The organism is Agrobacterium sp. SORGH_AS 787, from assembly GCF_030819035.1.
In the GTDB taxonomy this organism is placed as follows: Bacteria; Pseudomonadota; Alphaproteobacteria; order Rhizobiales; family Rhizobiaceae; genus Agrobacterium; species Agrobacterium larrymoorei_B.
Genome location: NZ_JAUTBG010000002.1, coordinates 2,332,440 through 2,354,303, shown reverse-complemented (window position 1 = coordinate 2,354,303; position 21,864 = coordinate 2,332,440). Strand labels below are relative to the sequence as shown.

Sequence of the window (21,864 nt, the reverse complement as noted above, 5' to 3'; positions counted from 1 at the left end):
GCGCATAGATGCCCGATCTAACGATCAAGCGGCCTCGGCGATCAGTTCCTCGGCGAAGGACCGCGCTCTCTGACGTTGATCGACGATGAGAAGCTTTTCAATCATCGACATCATTTCGTAGACGTTGGCGTCGCTCTCTGCATTCGAGAAGGTACCGAGAAGCCTTTCGGCAACCTGTTGTATCGCTCCGCCATACGGCATTTCCGCCGCCTGACGCCACAGACGAGTCGCCTCGATGAAGACCTCGAGGGCGCTTCCTGAAAGACCACTCGACTGATAGAGCGCCTTGACCGCATGGTTTCTGCCTGTTGCGAGGATCGAGCGGACACGTCGCTCCTCAAGCCCGGAGAGGTTGGACATGGCCTCGGAGAAGAAGTCGAGTTTACCCGTGCAAAGAAGCTGCAGAAGGAAGGCAGGCGTCAACTGGCTGTGGCGGCGCAGGTGCTCGACGAGATATGATCTTTCCTGACCGGACGCTTCGCCAGCAATCAGCGTCACCGCGGCCTCTGATGCATCCTGAACGATCTGGCGGGCGCGCGCCGCGGTGATGACCTGACCGACAATTCCGGCAGAAGCCAGCGCCTCTCCGACCAGAAGGACGAGGGTATGGCGTACATCGGCTGGAAGATCATCACGCTCCAAGAGTAGACTGCGGAGTTCCGGCTCTTCTCCAAAACGCTCCGAGACTCGCCGCAGCGTGAAGGGCGTGATCTGCGCCGAAAGATTCTCCAGCATGATCATGACTTCGCATTCGCTGCCGATTTCCGCCATGGCAGCGCAAACGCCGGCGCTCAGATCAGCACGCGCGGCAATCATTGCCCGGGTGGTAGAGGATCCTCGGCCAATCAGATCGACTAGATCCGATTCCCGAAGCACGGGCGAATTGATGATCACCTGACAGGCAATCTCAGCCTGGTCTTCAGCCAGTGCGATAATGATGGGGCGAGGAGCATCTTCAGAGCAGGACAGCGCGTCTGCAAGCGCCTGGCGGACTTTGGGCGATGGATCGTCCAGAAGGTAGGACATGGCCATATAGGCGCCTGCCTGTTTGTCTTTCGGCAAAGCCGACGTCACATAGGCTGTGCCCAGCGCCTTCGCAGCCTTAGCTCTATCACCAGCACGCGCCTTATCCGTCCAGCTGAGAAATGCCTCTACGACCACATCGCACCCCAAGAAATGTTTCTTATGACCCCGCGAAGGTTATCGCGACTCGTTACCGAACCGGCGATCACCTTCCATGGGTGAAACCTAGGGGGAAAAGGTTTACGATTGGTTCACCATGCTCTTTAACCATGGCGTAAGTGGAGGCTGTCAGGCCTTCGGGCGCGCCAGTTGGAAGACGTCGGCGCCACCGTCTGCGTAGTCCATATAGCCCATCCGGGCCACCGGCCGCGCAAGTCCCATATCGATGCGACCATCGCGGATGATCGATTCATCGATATGAATGCCCATCACCTGCCCGAAGACGACCCAGGAGTCGGCCGCCTCACCTTCGATATCCTGTGGCTGCACGATCTGCGTGACGCGGCATTCCAGCGCGGCAAGCGCTTCCGCCACATAGGGCGCATCAACCACTTCCCCCGCACGTGCGGTCAGACCGGCCAGCTCGAACTCGTTGACCGCATAATCGACAGGTGCCGACGAGGCATTCATTCGATCCACGAGATGGCGGCTCACGAGACTGGCGGTAAAGACACCGGTTTCCCGCACATTCCGCAGGCTGTCCTTCTGTCCGCTCGATGAGAACAACACCAGCTTCGGCTTGTCCGCTATGGCATTGAAAAAGGAATAGGGAGAAAGATTCAGCGTTCCGTCGCTTCCCTTGGAGCCGATCCAGCCGATGGGTCGCGGCGCGACGATCGCCTTGAAGGGATCATGCGCCATGCCATGCTGGTTTGTGTCCGTCGTATAGAACATCACGCTTCACCAACCCAGGTCACAACGTCGGTCAGTTCCGGACGCGGACGCTCGACTGGCGGGAATGTCGTCGACCCGATATAGATAAGTCCCGCAACTTTCTCTGCGTCCTTCACGCCCAACTCGGCCAAGAATTCAGGATCGTAGGACACCCATTCGGTTAGCCAATTGGCGGCATATCCAAGCGCATTCGAGGCCAGAAGCAGGTTGAGGCAAACGGCACCTGCCGACATGACTTGTTCCCATTCGGGGATCTTTACATGCGGTCCTGCCTTGCTGACCACGGCGATGATGACAGGCGCTCTGGTAAAGCGGGTCCGTTCCACTTCCTGGAAATCAGCGCTCAAGTCAGGGTTCTTTTTCAGCGCGAGCGCCAGTGCGGCTTCGCCCAATCTCACCCGTTCTTCGCCACGGATCACGATGAACCGCCAGGGCGCAATCTTGCCATGGTCTGGAACGCGCACCGTCAGGCGAAGAATTTCTTCGAGCTCCTGCTTGCTGGGACCTGGCTCCGTCAATTGTGGCGCGGGTGTCGAGCGTCGTACGTTCAGATAGTCGATGAGCTTGATGTCAGTTTTCATGGTGGGATCGTTCCATTCGCATGCAATCTAAAGACAGGCCTTGAAATAGCCTTGCGGTTCGGATTGAAGTGGTCCCACAAAAACAAGAAGTCAATCCGGTCGAGAGAAATGACGTTCACCAAAATCGGAGCAGGTCTTTGCATCGCGCTCGCCTCGGCTGGCGCGCTACCCGGTGTTGCCGTCTCGCAGGACGCCTTCAAGGAGTTCAGGCAGCTTGGCGGTACGCCGAAAATGCCGAAGCTGAACGCGTTTTCCGTTCCTTCTCCCAGCGAGCCGGAAGCGGTGAAATCGCGTGACGTCGTGCTGGAAGCGAAGCTGACGCAGCAAGGCGAACCGATGATGGAGGGACTGGCCTGGCGCGTCTTCAGTCCTATTCCCGGCGCCGATGGTAAGCTGCCGATGCTGGCGAGTTCCGAAGGCGGTTCAGCCGAGTTTCATCTTGAGCCGGGAGAATATTTCGTCAACGTCGCCTTCGGGCGCGCAGGTGTGACCAAGAAGCTCAGCGTTCCCGAAAACGGCAAGATCGACAAGCAGGTTCTCATTCTCGACGCGGGCGGCTTCGTCCTTAATGCCGTTGCCGGCAACGACAAGAACATCTCCGCCAATCAATTGAAGTTTTCCATCTACTCTTCCGAAGCCTCCGAGAACGGAGAGCGGAAGCTGGTGATGACCGATGTAAAGCCGAACACCATCGTCCGTCTCAATGCCGGGACCTATCATGTGGTATCGGAATACGGATCAGTCAATGCGGTCGTGCGCGCCGATATTCAGGTCGAAGCAGGCAAGCTCACGGAAGCGACGCTCCAGCATCATGCCGCGCAGGTCACGCTGAAACTCGTCTCCGAGCATGGGGGCGAAGCGATCGCCGATACGGCGTGGTCCGTGCTGACGGGTGCCGGCGACGTGGTGAATGAGAGCGTCAGCGCCTTCTCCACCATGGTACTGGCCGATGGTGAGTACACAGCAATCGCTCGCAACAAAGACAAGGTCTACCAGCGCAATTTCAGGGTGAAGGCGGGGCAGGATTCAGACGTTGAAGTTCTGATGAAGGACCAGGCACCGGAAGACGCGACGGGCGATTTCGAGTAACCCGGCTTCGGCGCTTCCGCACCCTTGCTCGTCCGCCAACTTGATCCACAGCATCATCTCGTGAAAACGGCGCCCGAAGGCGCCGTTTTCTTTGCATTCAAGCAGCCTTGGCTTTCGCCTTTGCAGCGCGCTTGCGCTTGACGTCCGGCGGCGTGGCCTCGTCAACGAGATTGGCAATCGCCTCATCCAGAGCAAACGAGGTCTGAGCCTGCGAGCCGAGGCGGCGAATGTTGACCGTCCGCTCTTCGGCCTCTTTTTTGCCGCAGACGATGATGACCGGAACCTTCGTGACCGAATGCTCGCGGATCTTGTAGTTGATCTTCTCGTTACGAAAATCCGTTTCCACCGACAGACCGGCTTCACGAAGCGCCTCGGCAACTTCGCGACCGTAATCGTCGGCATCCGAGGTGATCGTCGCGACGACAACCTGAAGCGGCGCGAACCATAGCGGCATGTGGCCAGCGAAGTTCTCGATCAGGATGCCAAGGAAGCGTTCCATCGAACCACAGATCGCGCGGTGAATCATCACCGGCTGACGCTTTTCAGACGCCTGGTCGATATAGAAGGCGCCGAACCGCTCCGGCAGGTTGAAGTCTACCTGCGTGGTGCCGCATTGCCAGTCGCGGCCGATCGCATCCTTCAGCGTATACTCGAACTTCGGACCGTAGAAGGCGCCCTCGCCCGGCAGAATGCCGGTCTTGATGCGTCCGCCGGATTGCTCCTCGATGGTCTTCAAGACCTCGGTCATCACGCTTTCGGCGCGATCCCAAAGGTCGTCCGAACCGACGCGCTTTTCAGGACGCGTTGACAGCTTGACGACGATCTCGTCGAAGCCGAAATCCTGATAGACCGACAAGATCAGATCGTTGATGCGCAGGCATTCCGCGGCCATCTGCTCTTCGGTACAAAAAACGTGGGCGTCGTCCTGGGTAAAGCCACGAACGCGCATCAAGCCGTGCAGAGCACCCGACGCTTCATAGCGGTGAACAGTACCGAACTCTGCAAGTCGAACAGGCAGTTCCCGGTAAGACTTCAACCCATGCTTGAAGATTTGAACGTGACCGGGGCAGTTCATCGGCTTCAGGGCGAAGACGCGATTGTCCGCTTCCTTGTCCTCCGGATGGGTGAAGGCATAGGCGGATTTTACCGCGAACATGTTTTCCTGGTACCAGCCCCAGTGACCGGAGGTCTCCCAAAGCGAAGCGTCCAGAACCTGCGGTGCGTTCACTTCCTGATAGGTGCCTTCCAGATGGCGGCGCATATAGGCGGTCAGCGTCTGGAACATGCGCCATCCCTTGCCGTGCCAGAACACCACGCCCGGACCTTCTTCCTGGAAATGGAAAAGGTCCATCTCGCGGCCAAGGCGGCGGTGGTCGCGCTTCTCGGCTTCCGCCAGGATGTGCAGATACTGATCCAGTTGTTCCTGCGTGGCCCAGGCCGTGCCGTAGATGCGGGTCAGCATGGGGTTATTGCTGTCACCACGCCAGTATGCCCCAGCAACCTTCATCAGCTTGAAGGCCGTACCGATCTGTCCCGTATTGGCCATATGCGGGCCGCGGCAAAGGTCGAACCAATCGCCCTGATAGTAGATCTTGAGATCCTGACCTTCAGGGATAGCATCGACGAGCTCGACCTTGTAGTTCTCGCCCTTGGCGGCAAAGACTTGCTTGGCCTTCTCGCGCGACCAGATTTCGCGGGTAAAGGGCTTCGACCGGCCGATGATCTCTTTCATCTTCTTTTCGATCTTCGGAAGATCGTCGGGGGTGAAAGGCTCGTTCTTGGCGAAGTCGTAATAGAAGCCGTTTTCGATCACAGGACCGATGGTCACCTGGGTGCCGGGCCATAATTCCTGCACGGCCTCGGCCATGACGTGGGCGGCATCGTGACGGATCAGTTCAAGCGCACGCTTGTCGTCGCGGGTAACGATCTCGATTGCGCCATTGGCAATCGTATCGGACAGGTCGCGCAATTCACCGTCCAGCGCAATAGCGACGGCTTTCTTTGCAAGCGACTTGGAAATGGATTCGGCAACATCACGTCCCGTTGTACCCACGGGGTACTGACGAACGGAGCCATCTGGAAATGTAAGGGAAAGGGTGTCTGACACTTTGAATTCTCCTGTCCAGTCCCGCCAACGAATGCGGGTGGTCAAAACATGCGACGATAGGATCGGCGCGAACGACAGCCTGATAGGCTGAAAATTAGGTCGAGTAAAGACTTTCGGCTATTTCTGAGACGCCTTGCGCGACCAATAGCGCCATGGCGTAAACCAGTATTGACGCCCTCCAAGGCGCTCGGCAACCGGGTCGAAGCCACTGGTGCCGCCTGGCCCGCAGCGTGCGACGCGGAACAAGGTCAGCCATCCACCAGACCACAGTCCGTGGCGGCCAATGGCCTCATATCCATATTCGGAGCATGTGGGAATATGACGGCAGCCATTACCAAGAAAGCCTGAGAGCGTCAGCTGATAGAGGCGAATGAGGCCCATGCCGAAGAGTCGGCCAGGCGTCTTTCGAAATGGACCGGCCCAATTACGAGAGCGGTTTGCAGGCTTGTGCGGCTTATCGTGACAACCGGGTTGTCCGCACATGAGATCAACTCGCTTCGGATAGAGGCTGCTTAGCCTCCAGTTGATCCAGGCAATCGCAGACCGCTTCGAAGGTCAGCATAGTCGAGGCGTGACGCGCCTTGTAATCCTTGACGGGCCTCAAGACCCGCATGTCTTCGAAACGCCCCTCCGGCCCCTCGCCGCCTGCCGTCAGCATATCGATCATGTCCTGGCGTGCCTTACGAATTTCGGATCGGCTCGCACCCACGACATGATGCGCCATGATCGAGGAGGACGCCTGCCCAAGGGCGCAGGCGCGCACCTCATGGGAGAACTCGGACACCCGATCGCCATCCATCTTGATGTAGACCTTGACCTTGGAGCCGCAGAGCTTGGAATGCTTCTGCGCTTGCGCATCCGCATCCGCCAGGACGCCAGCGAGCGGAATGTTGCCGGCAAATTCCAGGATACGGTTGTTATAGATGTCGTCCATGGTCGATATCCCACGTAAAAGCTCGAGAACAGTCGAGCGCCGTCATCATTTTCTAAACGATGTGTCGCTCTGGGAAAAGCTTTGCTGCCCTTGGCGGACGTAATATGTTAACTCACTATCCGTACATCAAGGTTTGATGAAATAATGGAGGCAAGGCGCGCACACTCTTGCCAAAATTCGGAAAAACAACCAGATAGCAGCACGTGGCGCGCGAGCGTCGTTGCAGGACGTGTTCAGGTGTGGCCTTGAACCACACCGGGAGTTAAAAAATGGATGCAATCGTGAAGAATTTTCCTGGCGCTGGCGCGACGGACGATGTGACAAAAGCGCGACCAACGCAGGCTGAAGCCGAGGATGCCGTACGCGTCCTTCTGCGCTGGGCTGGGGACGATCCGGCCCGAGAAGGCTTGCTGGACACGCCGAAGCGCGTGGCCAAGGCTTATCGCGAACTGTTCTCCGGCTACGACCTCGATGCCAAGGATGTTCTTGGCACATTCTTCGAAGAAGTCGGCGGCTATGACGACATTATTCTCGTGCGTGACATTCCTTTCTTCTCGCATTGCGAACACCACATGGTGCCGATCACCGGCAAGGCGCATGTCGCCTATCTGCCGAATGGCCGGGTTCTTGGCCTTTCCAAGATCGCTCGCGTCGTCGAGATTTTCGGGCGTCGCCTGCAAACCCAGGAAACGATGACGGCACAGATCGCCTCTTCGATCGAAACCACGCTGAAGCCACGCGGCGTCGCCGTGATGATCGACGCCGAACATATGTGCATGTCCATGCGCGGTGTTCAGAAGCAAGGTTCCACGACTTTGACGACGAGCTTCACCGGAGCCTTCAAGAAGGATCCTGCCGAGCAAGCCCGCTTCATGTCCATGGTGCGCAACCGCTAAATCGGTTGCCACCCTCTCACAGAGGATCTCATGTCCGCCATTTTCCCAGCCGCGCCGTCCGATAAGGTGGCGCTGGAAGCATCCGGGCCGTTCTCGCCGAAGTTCGACGCAAATGGTCTCGTGACTGCGGTCGTCACCGACATCAAAGACGGTGAGTTGCTGATGGTCGCGCATATGAATGCGGAGGCGCTGAAGCTGACGCTGGAGACGGGCATTGCGCATTATTACAGCCGCTCGCGGGACAAGATCTGGAAGAAGGGTGAAACCTCCGGCAATCTTCAGACGGTTCGCGAGTTCCGCACGGATTGCGATCAGGATGCCGTTTGGCTGAAGGTCTCCGTCGCTGGACACGATGCCACCTGCCACACTGGCCGCCGTTCCTGCTTCTACCGCATAGTGACGATGGAAGACGAAAGCGCGATAACCACAATCACTGACGACAAGCGGCATTTTGATCCGGAAACAACCTATGGTTCACCCTCCTCATCTTAAGGAGTAGAATCTTTTCGATTTCTTTGCCTTTTGCTACGATCATGTGACAAATCCTTGAGGAGACTCGCGGTTCGCGGGAGATGCAAGTGGGAGGCGTCGAATGCTTGGATGGGGAATAAACCGCGATAATCCATCGTCCGCGACGACACTCGGCACCCTGGAGAAAATCACGCCTGCGCCGAAGCCAACACTTCCCCCAAACCGCATAGCACTGGCACTTGGTGGTGGCGCTGCTCGTGGATGGGCGCATATTGGCGTGCTGCGAGCACTCGACGAAGCCGGGGTGAAGATCGGCATGATTGCCGGTACGTCCATCGGCGCCCTTGTCGGCGGTTGCTACTTGGCAGGAAAACTCAACGAACTGGAAGAGTTTGCCCGCTCACTGACTATGCGCCGCATTGCCGGACTGCTGGACCTGACGATTGGCGGTAGCGGACTGTTTGGCGGCCTGCGGCTGACCAAGCGCATGCAGGAGCATCTCGAAGGCCTCACCATCGAAGATCTTGAGCATCCCTTTATCGCGGTTGCGACCGAACTGCGCACCGGCCACGAAGTATGGATTCACCAAGGCAATCTGATCACCGCACTTCGCGCATCCTATGCCCTGCCCGGCATTTTTGAACCGGTGCGCTGCAACGGCAGGACGCTGATCGATGGCGCCCTCGTCAATCCGGTACCGGTCTCCGTTTGCCGCGCCCACGAGCAAGCCCTGGTCGTTGCGGTCAACCTCAATTACGATATCTTCGGTCGCTCTGCCGTGGTCAAACACAGTGCGGGTACTGGTAGCAAAAGCGAGGCCGAAACGCCGATCACAGCCACATCCAGGATAGGCTTGCCAGGCGTCATGGTTCAGGCGTTCAACATCATTCAGGATCGTATTTCACGGGCGAGACTGGCTGGCGATCCGCCGGATTTGACGCTTCATCCGCGTATCAGCCAGATCGGTCTTTCGGAATTCCATCGCGCTGCCGAGGCGATCGACCAGGGTTATGAAGAGACCCGCTCCAGAATTCCCGAATTGAAGCGCATGCAGCAGGTGTTTCAGCCCTGACAGTATGAAAGGCAGGCTAAGTGCCTGCCCTTCATCTACCCGCTCAAAGACCAACGCTCGTCAGCCTGCAATATAGGCTTTGATGTGCTCCGCTTCCGTCTCGATCTCGCTGATGCGGGCCTTGACCACGTCACCGATGGAAATGATGCCTGCCAGACGCCCATTGGCCTCTACCGGCAGGTGACGGAACCTGCCACCCGTCATGATCTCCATCAGATCGTCCGTGGTGGTTTCTTCGTTGCACCGGGTCACATTCTTGGTCATCACATCGGAAACCCTGGTTTCCAGGGCTGCTGAGCCTTTGGCGGCCACGGCACGCACGAGATCGCGCTCTGTAAAGATGCCAAGGACTGCACCCTTGTGGTCGGTGACAACGACGGCACCAATACGATGCTCGTAGAGCGTCACGGCAGCATCCGCGATCGTCATATCGGGATCGACCGTCACGACCTCCCTACCCTTAAGATCGAGAATTTCTTTCACAAAAATCGGCATGCGTACCTCCCTTGTCCGTTGCCGCCCGGCTATCGCACTCAAGTCTCCTCCCTGAGAACGAAGCACCGTCTTCAAATTTTTGCGCTCCCTCGACGGGGAAAGCAACTGAATTTCAGGTTACAGTATCGGCCAGAAAATCAGGATGCGTAGATTTAAAGATTTAGAGCGTCCGAAAAGACGCGCGGCGCTCTCGAACAGACTTCAATCGATTGAGGCAGCTTTGTTTTCCGGCGCGGCTTTTGGATCGAACAGGCCGAAGAAAAGGAAGCCGAAGAAGAAACCGAAGATGTGAGCGTCCCACGCCACCTCCCCGCCGACATCACCAAACAGGGGGAAGCCAACGGCAATCAGCGCATTACCCGCGAGCCATCCGATCGTGAAGATCAAAACCGTTCTATTGGTCAGCGCTTGAAGAATCCCCTGGCGCGGAAGAAGGTGGCCGAAGGACGGATGATAACGCTGCCCGCGGGGCGGAAACGCGAAGCGGCAAGCTGCACCCATGAGGGCTGAGACCACGCCGGAAGCACCAATCAGAACCGTGATGCTGCTCCAATCAAGAGCCGCATGACCAAAAGCGGAAATCGCCGCAGAAATTATCCAGAAAAGAATAAATCGAGGCGTGCCGATGCGGCGTGCGACGGGCGCACCAAACGCCATCAGCCATAGTCCGTTGAAAAGGATGTGCTCAACACCACCATGGAGGAAGGAATAGGTCAGCGGCGTCCAGAGCCATTCCAGGCCTTGCTGCGCCAAGGGAATGGTATAACGCGCCGGGATAAAGCCAAAGGTGAAAAGGAAAGCTCCGTAGGTCTCATCCGACATCAGATAGGCAGAACCCGCCTGGATGGCGATCATAAAGCCGAGAACAGCGACCAGAATGAATGGAAGGTTGAAAATGGGTTGCTTCTGGAGCGGCGGGCGATCGTCTTGCGGCTCTTGCAACTCACCGCCCTCATGATGCGTCATTCTCATTTCCATTTCATATCGTTCGACCCTATGGGAGCAATATAGGAAGGTCCGTGCAAATAAAAGCGGCGCGATTGCGCTACAAGCCTGATACGGCCTCTTTCCACATCACCAGATGCCTGAGTTCAAGATGAAAACGGTCGTCTCTATCGTTCGATTTGCGCTCACACGAACGCCTATTTCGGGGCATAACAGTTTTGCGCCAGAACGAGACAGTCGAGCGGCGGTCCTTCGATGATATCTCGTCATTCTCCTCAAATATTGGTGTACGACAAAACAGTCTGTTAACCCGCCCGTAGTAAAACATGGCTTGTCTTTTTCTTCATGCAACATAGCGCTGGCAATGTTTTCATCAAATCTCGCACACACCCATGTTTCGAAATCAGTCGACACCGCTGAACCACCGGTTACCGTCGGTCTTTCCGGACGTCTTATGTTGCCGACGGAAGATGAGTTTGACTGTACTGCCACGGAAATGACGGCAGAAAGCGCGCGGCTGACATGTTTTGCCAGACCTAACCGCAACGACCGCATCATCATCTATCTGCAGCATATCGGCCGCGTCGAAGGCAAGGTCACGCAATTGACCGCCGACGGTTTCTCGGTTGCGATCGCTGCGACGGAACGCAAGCGCGAAAAGCTCGCCGCCCAATTGGCGTGGATCGCTAAACGTCAAGCGCTCGGTCTGCCGGAAGACAGACGTCATGACCGCCTGACGCCGCGACATGCGAATGCCTCGCTTCTCTTGAACGACGGCAACACAGTTGCTTGCCGCATCATCGACCTTTCGCTCTCCGGTGCGGCTATCGAGATCGACCCGCGCCCGGCGCTTGGCACCACCGTTCGTCTGGGCAATATGGGCGGACGTATCGTTCGCCATTTCATGGAAGGCGTTGCGATCGAGTTCGACAGTGTTCAGTCTAAGGACGCGCTGATCGAGTTTCTCTGACATTTTTTCGCGATAGAATTTTAGAACCGGCAACGCCAGGCGTTTGCCGGTTTTTTGCTGCTTTGTGGTCATCGCCTTTTCCGGCTGATCTCGCCCGGACCATGCGCCATTGTTGCACATGGACTTGAGCTCTGCCTGTCACCTGTAAACAGCACTCGTAACAAGCCGTCTTTCCAAACAAGCTCATCGTCAAAAACGACGCAGACGCTTCCCGAGAGCCGGATATCGACCTGCTCCAAAACGGGATTCGAAAGAAAATTCAGAAAAAAGCGCAAAAAAGACGATTGAATTGCGATTTTTTCTGCAATCAAAAGAAGAATTTTCAGTCAATTTAGTCGTTGGACGCGTGTTTTCAGAGCCGAAATAGAATTAATAAACGGTTGAGAGCTACCCCCTTACGGACTTAGACCGTTACGTCCGTTAACCCTATTTCCCGCAACAGGCACCGGAATATTGGCGAATTGCAGCTTCAGCTCAGCGAAGGAGCTAACTCGATTGCTAAAATACTATTCAAATTCCATTCAAATAAGCATCAAATAAGCATCAAATAAGCCGTTGTTTTTGCTTAATTTAAGCTCGAATTTGAGCACGGTTTTTTGCCTGCGATCAAAATGTCAATGGCATTGTCCTCCTCACAACGGGGAGACAAGATATGAAAAAATACAGCCGTTTGGGACTTACGATTTTAGCACTGGCCATTGGCGCATTCGCCCAGCAGGCAGAGGCGTCGCCCGGTGCAGCAATGCGAATTATCGGAAAGGCCAATCCTCCGATCGGACATTACGAGTTCTGCCAGACCTACCAGAGCGAATGCCAGCCGACCTCGGCAGACATGGGCCCGCTGCGGTTGACGGAAGAAACCTGGAAGATGATGCTGGACGTGAACTACACGGTCAACACCACCATCACGCCAGCGACCGACATGGAACTCTATGGTGTCGAAGAGCGCTGGGCCTACCCGACCACCGCGGGTGACTGCGAAGACTTCGTGCTTCTCAAGCGCAAGATGCTGATGAACAAAGGCATCTCCGCCTCCAACCTGTTGATCACCGTCGTTCTGCAGCCAAGCGGCTCGGGCCACGCCGTCCTGACCGTTCGCACAGACCGCGGTGACTTCATTCTCGACAACCTGCGCAATAAGGTCATGGACTGGTCGGACACCGAGTACACCTATCTGAAGCGCCAGGATTCTGCCAATCCAGGCCGCTGGGTCAAAATTCAGGATGGCCGCAACGTCAACGCTGTTGCCGGCATCAAGAACTGATTGCAACGTGAGCGTCAGGACGCCTCTCCGCAGCCCGGCGCAATTCGAACAGTGGACGTAGAAAAAGCGGACACGTTCACAGAACATATTTCCAAGGTTTAGGCAGGTCGCTCTACCCCGTGTCGATCCTGCCCCAGAACCGGTTCCGTTGCCCCCGGAGCCGGTTTTCCTGTTTTGAGGCAAGGTTTGTTGTCGCTCAACCGCGAAACGGATTGTCCGATGTTCTTGAGCGCTACAGAAGCCCGAGCTCGGCAAGTTCCCGCCGCAGGTCGGAGGGCATGTCTTCCGCAATGCCTGCGCCGCCCAGATCGCGCGGGGCTTCCTCGTCCTTGAGATAACGCCATCCCTGGAAAGGCCGTTTTGGCGCAGGCGAAGTCTCTATGACTTCCGGTCCCAGAACCAGATCGCAACGCGTGATGCCGTCGCCGCCGGTGAATGAGCGGATGTCGAGAAGTCTCTGACGGGCCTGTACCTGCCCCTTGATCACCCAGTAAAGTGAGCCGCCGTCGAGCAACTCCTCCATGCGTTTCGGAATCATGCGTGTGGTGTGGACGCTGTGCGGTTCCAGCCCAGCCGCCATTGCGGTGAGAGAACGTTGGGACACCCATTCGCGCAAATCCTCGATGGAATCCGCGCCGACGCAAAGCTTGATCAGATGTAGAGCCATGCCGCTATCAATGCCGTTTCGACGGACGCGTCAAGCGCCCGTCAAACAATCGCGCCATCAAATATCAACATTCCACGACATTGACCGCGAGGCCACCGGTAGAGGTTTCCTTGTATTTCTCGCTCATATCATTGCCCGTCTGACGCATGGTCTCTATACAGGCATCGAGTGGGACGAAATGCTCCCCATCTCCCTTCAAGGCCAGAGACGCAGCCGTGACGGCCTTCACCGCGCCGAGGGCGTTGCGCTCGATGCACGGTACCTGCACCAGTCCTGCGACCGGATCGCATGTCATGCCAAGGTGATGCTCAAGCGCGATCTCGGCGGCATTCTCCACCTGTGCCGGCGAGCCACCCATAACCGCTGCCAGACCTGCCGCCGCCATAGCAGCCGCAGAACCCACTTCACCCTGGCAGCCGACTTCCGCGCCGGAGATAGAGGCATTGTGTTTGATGATGCCGCCAATCGCGGCTGCCGTCAGCAGGAAGTCGCGAATATCGTCGACGGAAGCATCCTCATGGAAGTGGCGAAAATAGCGCACGGTGGCTGGCACGACACCAGCAGCTCCGTTTGTGGGAGCCGTTACGACGCGACCACCAGCAGCATTCTCTTCGTTCACCGCCATGGCATAAACGCTCAACCAGTCATTGGCGAGAACGGGATTAAGCCGGTTGCTGCGCCATTCGGCGTTGAGCTTATCATGGATAGAGCGCGCGCGGCGGCGAACTTTCAGACCGCCCGGCATAATGCCCTCGCCCTTCAGACCGCGTTCTATACAACCGTTCATGGCCTCCCAGATCTGGTCAAGGCGGCTGTTCAGAGCGTCGCGGCTCATCACCGTCTCTTCATTGGCGCGCTTCATCTGAGCGATGGTCCGGCCCGAGCGCGCTGCCATGTCCAGCATCTCCTTTGCTGTGGCAAAGGGATAAGGCACTTTCGGGCCGTTATCGACCGTCTTTCCGCGCTGGCGCATGGCGTCAAGCTCGGTATCGGTCACCACGAAGCCGCCACCGACGGAATAATAAATTCGCTTCAAAAGCATCCTGCCCTGATTGTCATAGGCAGAGAAAGTCATGCCGTTGGCGTGACCGGGAAGCGGATTCTTCTTGTCGAACACAAGATCTTCGTCTGGACGAAAGGCGTAGGACGGATGACCGGGCGGGGTGACGAGACCTGTGCGTTCCACATCAGCGATAATGCCGTCCATGGCATCTGGATCGACCTTGTCCGGCTTCTCGCCTGTCAGCCCCAGAACCACAGCTCTGCCCGATCCATGTCCAATGCCGGTAAAGGCGAGCGAGCCGTGCAGGCTGACCTTGATGGCAGATACGGCGGCACCCGAAGGCCGTGGCCAATCATCCGACAGGATCAGTTCAAGAAAGCGATTGGCGGCCGACATGGGCCCCATGGTGTGGGAGCTCGAAGGTCCGATGCCGATTTTGAACACGTCGAAGACGGAAAGAAACATTCTGGGATGCCCTATGTATAGACCTATTGGTGCAACTTTATCGGAAGCGCTCGGCACGAACCATATCAAAAAGCGGCCAAAACTGTGTCGGTAGCGCTATAGCGACGACAGCGTCAGCCCAAACAGCAACCAATTTTCAGAGGGCACGATGCCTAGACTCAAAGAAGGTAGAGCGTCGTTTGGTATCCTAACGGATTTATGGCGCTATAGGGCGCCTCAGAACGAAAACAGCACGGCTCTCGGGAGAGGCCGCGCTGTTTTACGAAAAAAACTTTTTAAAAAAGTGAGATGCTTACGGTGTACCAAAAAGATAGGTCAATGCGAGAAAAGCAGCGAAGCCTGCGAGTGCGCGTAACGTTACACCCCAGCAGGATTTCTGAGCGGTTTCTTCCATGATTACTCCAGCGTGTTCACTCTTCGGGCGGCTCTTTCAGCGCGTCCCGTGGCGCAACCATCTATTAAAAATGTGTGACGAACGCAAATGCAAAAAGAGGCTAAACCAAGGCGAATTCTGTGACCTGCCATACGTACAGCGCATAGGTATGTGAAAAAACAAGCGCTTAATCCGGGGCGCTGCGCTGGAGCTGTCAGCTCTGCGATCTTAATTTCGACAAGAGTGTAAAAGCTTGAAGCCGCACGCTGGTGGAACGGCTTATTGCCTGTCGAAATCGTTGTGACGTTCAGATGGAAGATGAGTGGCAAAGAGGCAGCTTGAAAAGGGCATATCTCTGGACTACCGGAAGGAAACTCAAGGAGAGCAGGGAATCATGCAGAACGCTTCATCAGCCTTTCCAGACCGGGACACAGTGGCTTCGAAGATTTCGACGCTGAGCGCAGACGATCAGGCATGGTTGAAACTGCTGCTGGAAAATCCGCAGCAGGACGAAGCGTTGCTGGAAGGGCTTCTTGTCTATCTCGATAAGGAATCTCAGTCGCGCTTTCTCAACGCCCTGAAACTCGAAAAATGCGGCAAGTGGTTTGGTGATAACGCCCCTGCCCGCCTGCAAATCCGCCTCCACGAGGTGGCCAAAAGCAGCCAGCACCCCGCCTATAATGCCTTCAAAAGCGGAGTCGCCAAGTCCGGCGGGTTGGAAAAGGCCTACCCCAAATCGCCTCTATAGGTCCGGCACACCTTCAACGACCGCGATGATGGGACCCATTGGAAAAAGGTCGTCACGTCTGCCCATTGCAGGGATATCGACGCTTGAGATTGTGCCATCAAGATAAAGAGCGTTATCCGTCTTTAATTCGTCGCGGAACAGGGTGGCGAAATCATAGAAGCGCACCGGGTCTTCCGAGATTGCAAAATGCACAATGCCGTCGGACGAAACGCCAACGCCGTTTCGGCGTTTGAAGCTGTCGCTGTCGGGTAGGAAGCGCGGATGAATTTTTCCATCGATGACGAGCATCGGGCCTGATTGCGTGGCAAGATCGGGTTTGAGGTTAGCATTCAGGTAGGCGCTGGTTTCGCGCACCCCCGCTTTCCCATCGGCAATGAAGAAAACGCCGTTCGGCTGCATGTGGAAATTGCCCCAGCCCCCTGCTGTGTTGATGGGTGTCTTCTCGATCTTGTTGTCGATGTACAGTCCGACTGGCGACAGATCGGGATGATACATGCCGCCATTCATCGCAAAGACGATGAATTGGTGCCGCCGCCACAGGGCCGACGACAGTGCCGCAAACCCACCATAGGAAGTGCCGGTGACTTCGTCTCGACTATAAAGCCGGATATCTGCTTTGCGCGGGTCAAAGCTGCAGACCGTGTAGGCGGCGCTGACATGTTCCATTCTGATACAGTAGGAAGGTAATTCGCTACCGCGCACTTGTGTCGCAAGAAACAACGACAAAAAATATATTACAAACCGATGCATATTTCCCCTTGGCGCAAGTAAAGAATCATCGTTTCTATTGGTTGGGCGCCGATGCGCCGCATAAGCGAGATTCAAAAGACCTGAGACGAGGCCAACTTCTTTCCAGACGGACTTTCCGCCTGAATTGAGGCCTTAGCACTACAATCCAATAAGAAAACACGTTCCGTTTTATGATGAAGCGGTTGTCGATCGCGGGCGATGATACGGCTCGAACACAAGATCAGGGGTTCAGACAGTGCCAGTCATTACATTTGCAAATACAAAAGGCGGTGCCGGAAAAACGACGGCCGCCGTGATCGTCGCCAGCGAGCTTGCGCGGATGGGACACCGCGTCACGTTGCTGGATGCGGATCCGCAACAATGGACGTCTAGGTGGTACGGGCTGACGCAAGCCCAGAAGAACCTGTCCGTCATCTCAGACGTGAGCGACGACACCATCGAGGGGCATATCAAAGACAGCAAGAAGCGCGGCGGTTATGTTATCGTCGATCTTCCCGGTGGTCGATCACCACTTATGGCCAAGGCCATCGGCCTTGCCAACCATGTGCTTATTCCAGTGCAGGGCTGCGCCATGGACGCGGTGGGCGGCGCCGAAGTGCTCAGCCTTCTGAAAGACCTCGCAGATCGCTGTGACATCCGTATTCCTCATTCGGTCATCCTGACGCGCATCAGCCCGATCATAACCACTCGCTCCATGCAGGCTGTCAAATCCTTGCTGGCAGAGAAGATGGTGCACGTGCTTGGCACCCCCCTCATCGAACGTGCTGCCTATCGCGACATGTTCGTCGTCGGCGGTGCGCCGCACATGATGGATCCCGAGAGAGTTAGCAATTTGGACAAGGCGTGTGAAAACGCCCAGGCATTGGCGTTAGACGTCGTCAGCCTCGTTCCACCGAAAGCAGTCGCGGCGAAATCCGCCAAAGCGACTGGAACGAAGGCGGTCGCTACAAAGCCGGCTAAGAAAGCGGCCTAAAACACCCGGCGTCCCAGCGAAACAGCGTAAAACCTCTTTCGCCTCCCATGCCTTAAAAACAGAAAGCCGACGATCTCTCGCCGGCTTCAACTTTATCAATGGCACACTATGCCTTTACGACATTAACGGCGCGCTGCGTGATCTACACGGCGTCCTGCATCCTGCGTTGCATCGACTGCGTTTGCCGTGTCGCGGCCCACGCCGCGAATGGTGTTGCCGCAAGAGCTGAGGCTAGCGACCGTAACGAGAATGGCAGCAACGGTTGCGAGTGCGCGTGTCGTCATATTTCAAAACTCCCCTTGGGCCTGCGGGTGCAGGCGTGATCTGTGACGCACAAAAAACGCCGCAAACTCAGCGGGGTTCCACGCATTGTCAAAAAAACGTGAGGATGAAACCTATTTTATGTCCCGGGCTTCGCCAACCTGCGCGACATCGCGGAATGCGTTGCGAATACTATCGGCAACTGCCTGGATAGGGCGGGACACCTTGTCAGTCATGATGAGGCGGATATCGAAACTGCCAAGCGGCGGCAGCCCCTCTCTTTCTCCGAGGATGACCATGTCGTTTTGAACATAGGATCGAGGCAATGGCGCTATCGCTAGGTCAGCTTCGATCGCTGCTCTCTGTGCCATGGTGTGACCACTGAGATAGGCGACCCGATAAGGACGGTTACGCTTGTCCAGGGCGTTGATCGCCTCGGAGCGCCAAATGCATCCATCCTCCCATATCGAGATCGGTAATGGATCACGAAGATGCGCGGTGCCGCATTTGGCCCCGGCCCAGACCAACCGTTCGCGCATCAAGACTTCGCCGGTATCCCGCAACGGATGGGAGGCGCAATTGACCAGTGCCAGATCAAGCCGCTGCTCGTCGATGCGCTTGTAAAGTTGAGAACTGGAGTCGATCGTGACGTCCACCATGATCGCGGGAAAGGCTTCCGCAAAGCGCTTGAGAATGCCGGGCAGCAATCCGCGCTGACCAAGATCATCGGGTGCGCCCAGCTTCACGACGCCGGACAGATCCGGCATGACAAAGCGGGACACAGCCTCATTCGACAGCGCGATCATTCTTCTGGCGTAGGTTAGCAATGTCTCGCCATGTGCCGTCAGCGTTACGGACCGCGCATCACGCAGAAAAAGCGTCGTCTTCAACTGCTCTTCAAGCTTTTTGATCTGCATGGAGACCGCTGATGGTGTGCGAAACACCACTTCCGCAGCCGTCGAGAAATTGCCTGTCTCAGCAATGGCGACGAAGGTGCGAAGGATATCGTTATCAAGCAAGGGGAGCGGCTGGCGAAATGAAACAGTCATGACCGTGTCCGTCAATTTTTCTGAATGATAGATCGATATCATTTCGTTTGATTGAATGTCAAGCGACGTCCATTCTTCTTCCCAGACAGAAGAGGCTTTGACCGCAAACGAATTGAAACAACACAAAATGTCATGAATGACATCAGCGTCATTCAGTTGATTGATGGTTTTAGCAAGCGCATAGCTGGTGATGTCTGAACAACAACGGACTCTAAAGTAGAAGGAAGGAGCACTAAAATGACTATGATAATCCTGCATGAAGAAACCGGTAGCTGGCTTCGGCTACGGCCCCCATCCTGGATATCCCGCGTGATCCGCGCCGGGTTTCAGTTGCACGCCTCCTGGCAACGCAGACGCAATCTCCACATTCTTGAAAGTCTGCCTGCAGATACATTGAAGGACATTGGATGGCCCGCCAACGACACCATCCGCAACTGAATGGACGCAAAAAACGTTGTGCCCATGTGAAAGAGTAAATGGCTCGCCCTACATTCCGGCGGGCCATTTTTTTGCGCTGCGGAACAAACCATTGGCAAGCCAGTTTCACTGGGTCACTTCATCACGAGGAAACCCATGTCCAAGTTTGGCTCCAGCATTCAGCCCGGCGACTTCACACGCCTGGGCGCCAATTTCGATGGCGACGGCGTAAATTTTGCGATCTTCAGCGCATGTGCAGAACGAGTTGAACTTTGCCTGTTCGATGAGACAGGCAACACTGAAATTGAGCGCATCACTCTTCCAGAATTTACCAACGAAATCTGGCACGGCTATATTCCGGGGCTTAAACCCGGCGCTCTTTATGGCTATCGTGTCCATGGGCCTTACGATCCAGAGAATGGCCATCGCTTCAATCCCAACAAGCTGCTGGTCGATCCCTATGCGCGCGAACTGGTGGGCGATATCCAATGGGGTCAGGAACAGTTCGGCTACGACCTGAACGCCGAGGACAAGGATCTATCCTTCAACGAGGCCGACAGCGCATCCAAGATGCCCAAGTGCCGCGTGATCGATCCCAAAGACTATGACTGGAGCGGCGACAGCCGCCCGAACATCCCTTGGTCAAAGACAATCTTCTACGAGACGCACGTCAAGGGGTTCACCAAGCTGCACCCCGCCCTGCCGGAAGACCTCAAGGGCACCTATGAAGGGCTTGGGCACAAGGATGTGGTTGCCTATATCAAAAGCCTCGGCATCACGTCGATCGAGCTTCTGCCAATCCACTATTTCCCAGACGACTCTCATCTGCTCGACAAGGGCTTGAAGAACTTCTGGGGATACAACTCCCTCGCCTTTTTCGCGCCGGCGTCGCGCTACTATGGTCCGCGCGCCATGGCAGGCTTCCGGGATATGGTTCGCGCCTTCCACGATGGCGGCATCGAAGTCATTCTCGACGTGGTCTATAACCACACGGCGGAAGGCAATGAGCTCGGGCCGACGCTCTCGTTCAAGGGTATCGACAACTTCTCCTATTACCGCACCATGCCCGATCAGCCCCGCTATTACATCAATGACACGGGAACGGGAAACACCGTCAACACCTCGCACCCACGTGTCCTGCAACTGGTGACGGACTCTCTACGCTACTGGGCGGAAGATATGCATGTGGATGGCTTCCGCTTCGACCTCGGCACCATATTGGGTCGCGAACCGGAAGGTTTCGACCAGCGCAGCGGTTTCTTCGATGCCGTCGGTCAGGATCCGGTGCTGTCTCGCCTGAAGCTCGTTGGTGAGCCATGGGATATCGGCCCCGGCGGTTATCAGGTCGGTGGCTTTCCTCCCGGCTGGGCAGAGTGGAACGACAAGTATCGTGACACGGTGCGTGAATACTGGAAGGACGAGGATGGCACCGCTGGCGACTTTGCAGCGCGCGTTCTCGGTTCCGGCGATGTCTACGATCTACGCGGCCGCAAGACATGGGCGAGCGTCAACTTCATCACCGCGCATGACGGCTTTACGCTAAACGATCTCGTCTCCTACAACGAGAAGCACAATGAGGCGAATGGCGAAGACAACAAGGACGGCCACAGCGATAATCGCAGCTTCAATTATGGTGTCGAAGGTCCGACGGATGACGAAGGCATCAACGCCGTTCGTGATCGCCAGAAGCGCAACTTCCTGGCAACCCTACTACTGTCTCACGGCACACCAATGATCCTTGCGGGGGATGAGTTTGGCCGCAGCCAAATGGGCAATAACAACGGCTACTGCCAAGACAGTGATCTCAGCTGGGTACACTGGAAAGGCCTGCCGGAAAGCGCCGAAACTCTGCGTGACTTCACCCGACGCCTGATCGAACTGAGGCAGACTCACTCGGTGCTTCGCCGGGACAGCTGGCATGATGGCACCCATGTAACCTGGCTTAACCCAGGCGGTGGCGAGCAGAAGCCTGAACACTGGCAGGATCCGGGCAGCACCTCTCTCGGCCTGCGCCTAAGCCGTGAAGGCGGCCCGGATGGCGACGAATGGAACGACGTTCTCATTCTCTTCAATCCCCACGAAGGTGATGTCGAATTCAAGCTTCCGGAAGTCGAGAATGGCTGGACAACGGAATTGACGACCGCGGACCCCACTGTCACCGGCAATCAAATTGCCAACGCACAGAACTACATGATGGAGGGCCGTAGCCTGGTTATGCTGCGCGCTGCGTAAATTATCCGACAAACGATGATTTAAAGGACAAAAGCCGGAGCGCCCCTCCGGCTTTTGCGTTATGGGCAAAACCGATCGTCACCGCGATCCGCCTCGCGCCCAAGAATATAGGCGCGAAAATGGAATCGTTTTGGCAAACGCACGATACGTGTCTTCAGAGGTTCAGAGCGTACCGCGTGCATCGA

At 56.3% G+C, this 21,864-nt stretch carries 23 protein-coding genes; 10 read left to right on the top strand and 13 right to left on the bottom strand.

The genetic code is table 11. The features are described 5' to 3' along the window. Positions 1 to 24 precede the first annotated feature (24 nt). The 3 genes from QE435_RS20690 to QE435_RS20680 form a co-directional block, all read right to left on the bottom strand. Positions 25 to 1,173 carry a DUF2336 domain-containing protein gene (locus QE435_RS20690; RefSeq protein ID WP_349042509.1) on the bottom strand — a complete coding sequence of 383 codons (1,149 nt, stop codon included), beginning with the start codon at positions 1,171 to 1,173 and terminating at the stop codon, positions 25 to 27. A gap of 138 nt (positions 1,174 to 1,311) precedes the next feature. Continuing rightward, positions 1,312 to 1,917 (bottom strand): flavin reductase family protein, encoded by a 606-nt coding sequence (locus QE435_RS20685; protein WP_306932766.1) that lies wholly within the window; start codon positions 1,915 to 1,917, stop codon positions 1,312 to 1,314. Continuing rightward, positions 1,917 to 2,498, bottom strand: coding sequence for a nitroreductase (locus QE435_RS20680; RefSeq protein ID WP_349042508.1), 582 nt, complete (start codon positions 2,496 to 2,498; stop codon positions 1,917 to 1,919). The genes QE435_RS20685 and QE435_RS20680 overlap by 1 nt, the downstream gene beginning before the upstream one ends. Positions 2,499 to 2,606: 108 nt before the next feature. On the opposite strand from QE435_RS20680, the gene QE435_RS20675 reads away from it, so the two are divergent. Beyond that, positions 2,607 to 3,587: a hypothetical protein gene (locus QE435_RS20675; RefSeq protein ID WP_349042507.1), complete on the top strand. Its 981-nt coding sequence runs from the start codon at positions 2,607 to 2,609 to the stop codon at positions 3,585 to 3,587. 97 nt (positions 3,588 to 3,684) lie between these two features. On the opposite strand, the gene thrS is transcribed toward QE435_RS20675, so the two are convergent. The 3 genes from thrS to QE435_RS20660 form a co-directional block, all read right to left on the bottom strand. After that, complete coding sequence (thrS, locus tag QE435_RS20670; protein WP_349042506.1) at positions 3,685 to 5,694, bottom strand: threonine--tRNA ligase; 2,010 nt, start codon at positions 5,692 to 5,694, stop codon at positions 3,685 to 3,687. Positions 5,695 to 5,811: 117 nt separating this feature from the next. Then, positions 5,812 to 6,177, bottom strand: a complete 366-nt coding sequence (gene yidD, locus QE435_RS20665) for a membrane protein insertion efficiency factor YidD (RefSeq protein ID WP_306932759.1) — start codon at positions 6,175 to 6,177, stop codon at positions 5,812 to 5,814. 4 nt (positions 6,178 to 6,181) lie between these two features. Next, complete coding sequence (locus QE435_RS20660; protein ID WP_306932758.1) at positions 6,182 to 6,628, bottom strand: iron-sulfur cluster assembly scaffold protein; 447 nt, start codon at positions 6,626 to 6,628, stop codon at positions 6,182 to 6,184. 269 nt (positions 6,629 to 6,897) lie between these two features. On the opposite strand from QE435_RS20660, the gene folE reads away from it, so the two are divergent. The 3 genes from folE (at position 6,898) to QE435_RS20645 (ending at position 9,067) form a co-directional block, all read left to right on the top strand. Further along, positions 6,898 to 7,524, top strand: a complete 627-nt coding sequence (gene folE, locus QE435_RS20655; RefSeq protein WP_306932757.1) for a GTP cyclohydrolase I FolE — start codon at positions 6,898 to 6,900, stop codon at positions 7,522 to 7,524. Between the two features lie 30 nt (positions 7,525 to 7,554). After that, positions 7,555 to 8,016, top strand: coding sequence for a phosphoribosyl-AMP cyclohydrolase (hisI, locus tag QE435_RS20650; protein WP_306932756.1), 462 nt, complete (start codon positions 7,555 to 7,557; stop codon positions 8,014 to 8,016). A gap of 100 nt (positions 8,017 to 8,116) precedes the next feature. Then, the gene (locus QE435_RS20645; RefSeq protein ID WP_306932754.1) at positions 8,117 to 9,067 is read left to right on the top strand and encodes a patatin-like phospholipase family protein; all 951 of its coding nucleotides are present in this window, start codon (positions 8,117 to 8,119) and stop codon (positions 9,065 to 9,067) included. Positions 9,068 to 9,127: 60 nt separating this feature from the next. Here QE435_RS20645 and QE435_RS20640 read toward each other — a convergent pair whose 3' ends face one another. Together QE435_RS20640 and QE435_RS20635 are read right to left on the bottom strand one after the other, a co-directional pair. Continuing rightward, positions 9,128 to 9,562 carry a CBS domain-containing protein gene (locus QE435_RS20640; protein ID WP_309771014.1) on the bottom strand — a complete coding sequence of 145 codons (435 nt, stop codon included), beginning with the start codon at positions 9,560 to 9,562 and terminating at the stop codon, positions 9,128 to 9,130. Positions 9,563 to 9,763: 201 nt separating this feature from the next. Further along, on the bottom strand, positions 9,764 to 10,528 hold the full coding sequence (locus tag QE435_RS20635; RefSeq protein WP_349042505.1) for a rhomboid family intramembrane serine protease: 765 nt from the start codon (positions 10,526 to 10,528) through the stop codon (positions 9,764 to 9,766). A 343-nt stretch (positions 10,529 to 10,871) separates the two neighbouring features. Between QE435_RS20635 and QE435_RS20630 the strand changes: the two genes are divergently transcribed. Together QE435_RS20630 and QE435_RS20625 are read left to right on the top strand one after the other, a co-directional pair. Beyond that, positions 10,872 to 11,477, top strand: a complete 606-nt coding sequence (locus tag QE435_RS20630; RefSeq protein ID WP_306932748.1) for a PilZ domain-containing protein — start codon at positions 10,872 to 10,874, stop codon at positions 11,475 to 11,477. 652 nt (positions 11,478 to 12,129) lie between these two features. Further along, entirely contained in the window at positions 12,130 to 12,741 is a 612-nt protein-coding gene (locus tag QE435_RS20625) for a transglutaminase-like cysteine peptidase (protein WP_349042504.1), read from the top strand. Positions 12,742 to 12,973: 232 nt separating this feature from the next. Here QE435_RS20625 and QE435_RS20620 read toward each other — a convergent pair whose 3' ends face one another. Together QE435_RS20620 and QE435_RS20615 are read right to left on the bottom strand one after the other, a co-directional pair. Further along, positions 12,974 to 13,408: a DUF1489 family protein gene (locus tag QE435_RS20620; RefSeq protein ID WP_306932745.1), complete on the bottom strand. Its 435-nt coding sequence runs from the start codon at positions 13,406 to 13,408 to the stop codon at positions 12,974 to 12,976. Positions 13,409 to 13,472: 64 nt separating this feature from the next. Further along, complete coding sequence (locus QE435_RS20615; protein WP_349042503.1) at positions 13,473 to 14,876, bottom strand: L-serine ammonia-lyase; 1,404 nt, start codon at positions 14,874 to 14,876, stop codon at positions 13,473 to 13,475. A 767-nt stretch (positions 14,877 to 15,643) separates the two neighbouring features. Here QE435_RS20615 and QE435_RS20610 point away from each other — a divergent pair. After that, positions 15,644 to 15,997 carry a hypothetical protein gene (locus tag QE435_RS20610; RefSeq protein ID WP_306932741.1) on the top strand — a complete coding sequence of 118 codons (354 nt, stop codon included), beginning with the start codon at positions 15,644 to 15,646 and terminating at the stop codon, positions 15,995 to 15,997. Here QE435_RS20610 and QE435_RS20605 read toward each other — a convergent pair. After that, positions 15,992 to 16,822 (bottom strand): phosphodiester glycosidase family protein, encoded by an 831-nt coding sequence (locus tag QE435_RS20605; protein WP_349042502.1) that lies wholly within the window; start codon positions 16,820 to 16,822, stop codon positions 15,992 to 15,994. The genes QE435_RS20610 and QE435_RS20605 overlap by 6 nt on opposite strands. A gap of 160 nt (positions 16,823 to 16,982) precedes the next feature. Between QE435_RS20605 and QE435_RS20600 the strand changes: the two genes are divergently transcribed. Further along, positions 16,983 to 17,720, top strand: coding sequence for a ParA family protein (locus tag QE435_RS20600; protein ID WP_309771009.1), 738 nt, complete (start codon positions 16,983 to 16,985; stop codon positions 17,718 to 17,720). 122 nt (positions 17,721 to 17,842) lie between these two features. On the opposite strand, the gene QE435_RS20595 is transcribed toward QE435_RS20600, so the two are convergent. Then, complete coding sequence (locus QE435_RS20595) at positions 17,843 to 18,004, bottom strand: entericidin (protein WP_306932736.1); 162 nt, start codon at positions 18,002 to 18,004, stop codon at positions 17,843 to 17,845. A 111-nt stretch (positions 18,005 to 18,115) separates the two neighbouring features. Beyond that, positions 18,116 to 19,072, bottom strand: a complete 957-nt coding sequence (locus QE435_RS20590) for a LysR family transcriptional regulator (RefSeq protein ID WP_306934818.1) — start codon at positions 19,070 to 19,072, stop codon at positions 18,116 to 18,118. 195 nt (positions 19,073 to 19,267) lie between these two features. On the opposite strand from QE435_RS20590, the gene QE435_RS20585 reads away from it, so the two are divergent. Continuing rightward, positions 19,268 to 19,468: a hypothetical protein gene (locus QE435_RS20585; RefSeq protein WP_349042501.1), complete on the top strand. Its 201-nt coding sequence runs from the start codon at positions 19,268 to 19,270 to the stop codon at positions 19,466 to 19,468. 135 nt (positions 19,469 to 19,603) lie between these two features. After that, entirely contained in the window at positions 19,604 to 21,679 is a 2,076-nt protein-coding gene (glgX, locus tag QE435_RS20580) for a glycogen debranching protein GlgX (protein ID WP_349042500.1), read from the top strand. Positions 21,680 to 21,864 lie beyond the last annotated feature (185 nt).

What these genes read in the sequence shown, in the direction of transcription:
- QE435_RS20685 (WP_306932766.1), bottom strand. Translation starts at nt 1,917, where the DNA reads ATGTTCTATACGACGGACACAAACCAGCATGGCATGGCGCATGATCCC.
- QE435_RS20680 (WP_349042508.1), bottom strand. Translation starts at nt 2,498, where the DNA reads ATGAAAACTGACATCAAGCTCATCGACTATCTGAACGTACGACGCTCG.
- QE435_RS20675 (WP_349042507.1), top strand. Translation starts at nt 2,607, where the DNA reads ATGACGTTCACCAAAATCGGAGCAGGTCTTTGCATCGCGCTCGCCTCG.
- yidD (WP_306932759.1), bottom strand. Translation starts at nt 6,177, where the DNA reads ATGTGCGGACAACCCGGTTGTCACGATAAGCCGCACAAGCCTGCAAAC.
- QE435_RS20660 (WP_306932758.1), bottom strand. Translation starts at nt 6,628, where the DNA reads ATGGACGACATCTATAACAACCGTATCCTGGAATTTGCCGGCAACATT.
- folE (WP_306932757.1), top strand. Translation starts at nt 6,898, where the DNA reads ATGGATGCAATCGTGAAGAATTTTCCTGGCGCTGGCGCGACGGACGAT.
- hisI (WP_306932756.1), top strand. Translation starts at nt 7,555, where the DNA reads ATGTCCGCCATTTTCCCAGCCGCGCCGTCCGATAAGGTGGCGCTGGAA.
- QE435_RS20645 (WP_306932754.1), top strand. Translation starts at nt 8,117, where the DNA reads ATGCTTGGATGGGGAATAAACCGCGATAATCCATCGTCCGCGACGACA.
- QE435_RS20640 (WP_309771014.1), bottom strand. Translation starts at nt 9,562, where the DNA reads ATGCCGATTTTTGTGAAAGAAATTCTCGATCTTAAGGGTAGGGAGGTC.
- QE435_RS20635 (WP_349042505.1), bottom strand. Translation starts at nt 10,528, where the DNA reads ATGACGCATCATGAGGGCGGTGAGTTGCAAGAGCCGCAAGACGATCGC.
- QE435_RS20630 (WP_306932748.1), top strand. Translation starts at nt 10,872, where the DNA reads ATGTTTTCATCAAATCTCGCACACACCCATGTTTCGAAATCAGTCGAC.
- QE435_RS20625 (WP_349042504.1), top strand. Translation starts at nt 12,130, where the DNA reads ATGAAAAAATACAGCCGTTTGGGACTTACGATTTTAGCACTGGCCATT.
- QE435_RS20620 (WP_306932745.1), bottom strand. Translation starts at nt 13,408, where the DNA reads ATGGCTCTACATCTGATCAAGCTTTGCGTCGGCGCGGATTCCATCGAG.
- QE435_RS20615 (WP_349042503.1), bottom strand. Translation starts at nt 14,876, where the DNA reads ATGTTTCTTTCCGTCTTCGACGTGTTCAAAATCGGCATCGGACCTTCG.
- QE435_RS20610 (WP_306932741.1), top strand. Translation starts at nt 15,644, where the DNA reads ATGCAGAACGCTTCATCAGCCTTTCCAGACCGGGACACAGTGGCTTCG.
- QE435_RS20595 (WP_306932736.1), bottom strand. Translation starts at nt 18,004, where the DNA reads ATGACGACACGCGCACTCGCAACCGTTGCTGCCATTCTCGTTACGGTC.
- QE435_RS20590 (WP_306934818.1), bottom strand. Translation starts at nt 19,072, where the DNA reads ATGATATCGATCTATCATTCAGAAAAATTGACGGACACGGTCATGACT.
- QE435_RS20585 (WP_349042501.1), top strand. Translation starts at nt 19,268, where the DNA reads ATGACTATGATAATCCTGCATGAAGAAACCGGTAGCTGGCTTCGGCTA.
- glgX (WP_349042500.1), top strand. Translation starts at nt 19,604, where the DNA reads ATGTCCAAGTTTGGCTCCAGCATTCAGCCCGGCGACTTCACACGCCTG.